3 protein-coding genes and 2 pseudogenes are annotated in these 5,196 nt (G+C 30.4%); 3 read left to right on the forward strand and 2 right to left on the reverse strand.

Features of this window, described 5'->3' with window-relative positions; genetic code table 11:
• Positions 1-828: 828 nt before the first annotated feature.
• Positions 829-1,068: pseudogene (locus BUB80_RS22875) on the reverse strand (transposase); the annotation flags it as partial.
• 576 nt (positions 1,069-1,644) lie between these two features.
• Positions 1,645-1,854 (reverse strand): annotated as a pseudogene (locus BUB80_RS22880) (hypothetical protein); the annotation flags it as partial.
• Between the two features lie 678 nt (positions 1,855-2,532).
• Between BUB80_RS22880 and BUB80_RS22890 the strand changes: the two are divergent.
• From BUB80_RS22890 to BUB80_RS22900, 3 genes are all read left to right on the forward strand, one after another.
• Positions 2,533-3,096, forward strand: a complete 564-nt coding sequence (locus BUB80_RS22890) for an AAA family ATPase (RefSeq protein WP_073298026.1) — start codon at positions 2,533-2,535, stop codon at positions 3,094-3,096.
• Between the two features lie 41 nt (positions 3,097-3,137).
• Entirely contained in the window at positions 3,138-3,317 is a 180-nt protein-coding gene (locus BUB80_RS22895) for a hypothetical protein (RefSeq protein WP_073298028.1), read from the forward strand.
• Positions 3,318-3,417: 100 nt separating this feature from the next.
• On the forward strand, positions 3,418-4,560 hold the full coding sequence (locus BUB80_RS22900; protein ID WP_175549649.1) for a DUF3732 domain-containing protein: 1,143 nt from the start codon (positions 3,418-3,420) through the stop codon (positions 4,558-4,560).
• Positions 4,561-5,196 lie beyond the last annotated feature (636 nt).

Here is a 5,196-nt window from a genome sequence, read left to right on the forward strand (position 1 = left end):
CCTTGCTCCATTTATTGAAATAATAGTAGATACTTTGCCAGCTTACTTTCTCGTTGAAAAAATATTCTTTAAGGCTTAATTCTCTCCATTGACAATCTGTTTTTAAACGTTTTATGATCAATAGAAATACACTCAATACATTTAATCGGCTGGGAAATCCTCTTTTTCCTCTACTCAGGTATGGGATTATCCACTTTTCTATTTTATCTTTGTATGATAGTTCCAGAATCTTAGGTTTTTGTTTAGCGACACTAATTTCCTTTTTTTCTCGGAACTTTTTTTATTTAAATAAGTTTAAACAGGTTTATAATCTGGAATCTTATTTTTATCATAATAGTATTTATCCACTAAGAAAGTATAGAACTGGGAATCCTATAGTCATTAATTATTAGTAATTTGGTTTTTATACCTGTTAAGAAAAGCTCAAGAATAAAATCGATCGTCTCTTTCATATAAATACTTTTTCTAAATACAACAGGTTTAGGTCTATTTTTTTGCTTAAAGAAGATGAAGGAGAATACAGTATAAAATGCTTGGAATAAATCCTACTGAAAAAGCCTATTTCATTTTAATAAATGATCAGAGTCCATGATTTTCTCTTTATACATTTTTCTAATCGTGTTTTCATCAGTTCCTATAAAACTGCATATACCAATTATAGGAATCTCTAACTCAATAGCCATTAAGTATTCCTTCCTATTTACATTAGACTTCGTTTTATTCTAAACAATCTCACAATGAATGTTTTATGATAAAACTTTCTCTAATATATTTTCGTTTGAATACTTAATCTGATCAGATTACCTATATTTATATCCGTTGTGCATTTTAAATAATACTTACTTTTAAGTTATTAATATTTCTATTGAAGTAAACTTTGTTGATAAATTGTACAACGGTTAAAGCTGTTATTTTAGCTAGTAATTTAGTTTTAAACCCTTCAAAACTCTTTGCATAATTGCGTCTAATCATAAATTGGTCGCAAAGTTGTGAGAAAAGAGTCTCAATTCTTTTGCGTTGTTTTTTGAAAAGATAAAACTGTGGTTCATAGTCTTTTTGATTTACTCTTTAAGGAGTTCCAGTTCAATTTGTAGCAGTAATCTTAATTGAGAATTATTTCTTTTCAACATCGGTTGATTAAAATATCTGCACATTTTTTTTCGAAAATAGTATAACAAAACATTGGGAAAACACACGGTATTGAATATGACAATTTTTTTCTCATTAATTCAATAATTAAAAATCACTTTAATGAGAAAAATTAATTATATTTGTTACTACAAATCAATTTATATTCATATTTATTAAGTTCCCCCTTCTTTAAATTATCTTTAAGAATTATCTCGAATGATGAGAAAAGAGGGCTTCCCAGAGAGTAAGAAGGGGGTGTTTTTTTATTTAGCCACATTACTCATTTAACTGAATGATTTTTTCACATTGAAACTACATATCTACTAAGCTCGAAATGAATTACAAATTTAGAATTCATTAAACTGTTCTGATTTTGATACTCTTTTATATATTAAATCCCGTTGTGCATTTTGATAATTTTAGTTCAAAAATGATCATTTAGAGTTTTTTTTGATTACTTGCATCTATTTATTGTTATTATTTTGATTTATAAAATCTATTTTATATGCTTCTTTACCCCCCCCCCTTTTTTTTCATAAAGAAATATTTTAAAAAGTGAGATTTTAATTCAAAATGCACAACAGGTTTTAGTAATAATTTTATAGCAGATAATTTGACCATGTTTTCAGAGGATTCCATTAGTAGTTCATAATTTCTGCATAATCTTCTATCATTATCAAACCATGAAAAAGTTCTCTCTATAATCCATCGTTTATGAATTGGTTCAAACTCTTTTTCTTTTTAATCATTATGCACAACGGGTATGGATATATATGATTGTGAGGAAAAAGTTGAAACAGGTTTTCGATTGGTGATCATCAAAAATGAAAAAAAAGACTAGGAATTTTGATTTATAACTAATGAATTTAAACTTTCTGCCATGGAGATTGCATATTGAGGCGTTTTTCAGGTTATTAAGCAGGAACTTAATTTAGGTCATCTCGTTTCAGTGAATAAAAATGGGATCGTGGTAGTGGTTTATATGACAATGATCGCTTAAATATTATTGTTGATTTACAAAAAAGCAAATAATTTAGGCTACAAAAGAACTAAAGACAAATAGTATTGGAGCTCAGAGATATGATTACTGCTATCTTAATCATATCTGCTCGGGAGATGCTGATAAAGTTTTTAAAAGTTTAGACAGGTTTATAATGAGGATTGGAATAAAGATACATTCTTTTCTAAAATTATATTGTTAGGAAGAATTTTTATCTTTAATGGCTTTGGGAGTTCTAACCCGCCACATAATTTAAGTACACTAATTTCTGATAAAGCAACAAGACAACTTAAAAAAGCATGTGGTATATATTGGGAAGACATTTCTGGATTTCCTTTAGGAAGTATTTTCGCGAAAAAACATGATAAAAATATACAGAACGATCTAAATATTAGATTTTAATGAAACTAAAGATTAAAAATATTCTATTGTATCCACTGGATGATGCGCTAGATCCAAAAATAATTAAGTTTGATGAAGACAAAATAAATGTAATTACAGGATATAGCCAGCGAGGTAAATCTGCAATCATATCTATTATCGATTACTGTCTGGGTAGCAGTGAATGTGATATCCCTGTGGGAACAATAAGGGAGAAGGTTGACAAATTTGCAATCTATGTTATGCTGGGTAGTCAGTCTATTTTTTTAGCCAGAGATTGTCCAGGGAATGACAATAAGGTTTCTGATGTCATGTATATGTATGAAGTTCAAGGCAAAGGTGATAACCCATCTTTAAATACTAATGAGTGGATTAAAGATGCTGGGAAATATAAAACAAATAGAGAAAAGGTAAAGAACTTTCTTAGTGTGAAAGCTGGCTTTGAGAATATTTCGATAAACGATGAACCTCAAAAAGAAGAATCTCCTGCCAATTTCCGTTTATGTTTCAGCCGCAAAATATTATTGCCAATCCCACCACGATATTTTATAAGACAGATACTTTTGAGCATCAACGTCGTTTAAAAACTTTATTTCCATTAGTTTTGGGATACAAATCATATGAAATGTTAAATCTTGAAAGTGAGATTTATGTATTAGAACGTGAAGAAAAGGATAGATCAAAAAAATTGGATGATTTACGTTTGCAATATCAAAATTGGCAATCAGATATTTATGAATATTATTCCAAGGCGATAAATCTTGGGCTGTCAAATGCTGATATTAGTATAGAAAGAGGAAGTTAATCTGATAAAAGATGAACTTAAGAAAGTAATTTCCGATGTCAAAAATAACAGGTTTTTTAAAGAAGGATCAGCGTTAAGGTATTCGGATAAGCTGGAAGAGTTGGATAATGATCGAATCCTGTTTACAAGAGAGTTGGATGAACTTAGGGTTGGATTGCAAAAAATTCAGCAGTTCGACCGTTCAAAGGGCGAGTATATTGCTAATGTATCTCTTGAACTTGATAAGCGGTTAAAACCTGTAGATTGGTTGCTTCAACAGAAAGGAACTAATGTCTGTCCATTTTGTGACTCCGTTTCTGAAAAAGCAATAGATACGCTTTTAAACCTGCAAAATGAAAGACAAAAAAATCTTAAAGTTTTGGAAGCTTCTAGGTCAGACAGTTTTAGTTTTGAGAAGGAAAAAGGTGATTATAAAGAAAAGATTAAGGCAAAAGAACGAGATATTATTAAAATAGATGCCAATATCCAAATTCTTAGAAACGAGGATCACAAAAATTATAAAAAATTTCAAGATATATTCGAGTTCAGTGGAAAGATTGAGCATGTGCTTGATAACTTAGAAAAAATTTCCCCATCAGCAAACTTAGCTACAGAGCTTGAAGAACTTGCTACAAAACTAGCTCGTAAAAGGAAAACGTTGAAGGATTTAAAAGAAAAATTTGATAAAGAGTACTGTTTTAAAAAAGTGTCAGACGCGATTGCAAATTATGTAAAAATTCTACCTATTGAAAATAGAGCCCAAAGGAGAGTGTTGTTAGACCCCGATGTAAGCGTTGGAATACGAATTGAAGATACCAGAACAAAAAGCATAAATTTTTTATATAAACTGGGCAGCGGGGCAAACCATATGTGTTTTCATTTGGCAACGATGCTTGGATTGTATGAGTATTTCCTTAATCTTCCTAGCTCTGGTAAAAAAAAATATATTCCTTCTTTATTGGTGCTTGACCAACCCAGTCAGGTATACTTCCCTGAAGATTTTAAAGATTTGGGAAAAGATAATATAGATATTGATAAAAAGGAAAAAATATCAGAGGATATCCAGAATACTTCATTAATATTTGAAGCCTGCAGTAGATTCATGGAAAGAAGTGATTTCCAAACTCAGATCATAATACTGGAACATGCTTCAAAATCCACGTGGGGAGATGCCCCAAATATAAATTTAGTTGAGGCGTGGAGAGGTACATTTAAAGAACCCGACAGCTTTAATGCACTTATTCCAAGGTCATGGTTTGGATAGCTACAGTAAGAGAAATATTCTTTATTGAGAATATGGGTGAGATAATAGATTTATATTGTTTAATTTTTTAAATAAAAAGTAGTAAATTTATAACTAGAAATTAAAGAGTACTTTGATTTAAGTTGTAAGAATTTTGCAGAAATAGTATATTTTATTATCTAAAATCCGTTCTATCAAAACTGTGGTATCATGGCTTTTTTAGATTGTAGAAAATAAAAATAGCATAAACAGAGCATTTATAAGAGGGATATAAGTCCCTCACTCTCCAAATAAAAAGCGATTGAAATAATAGAGTTTCTAATCAGACTTTCAATAGACGTTGTGGCAATATCATGGCATCAATAATTTTGAAGGGCAAAAATGGAGTACTGAAGTGGTTTTAGATGGTAAGTTCGAATCCCTCTCTCTCCGCAAGTTGAGAAACTAAAATAAGCTAAAACGCTGTGAACATCAATGTTTACAGCGTTTTTTGTTTTAGCGCTAGTATCAAAAAAATCAAAATAGGGATCAGTTCCAAAAGTTGGGGACTACGCAAAAAGTTGGATCAGTTCCAAAACTTGGGGACTACGCAAAAAGTTTAGATAATCTAAAAAGGAAAAACGATTTATCTCGCACGCCTCTAAGTTGTAATCTGAA

Source organism: Chryseobacterium polytrichastri (assembly GCF_900142445.1).
In the GTDB taxonomy this organism is placed as follows: domain Bacteria; phylum Bacteroidota; class Bacteroidia; order Flavobacteriales; family Weeksellaceae; genus Chryseobacterium; species Chryseobacterium polytrichastri.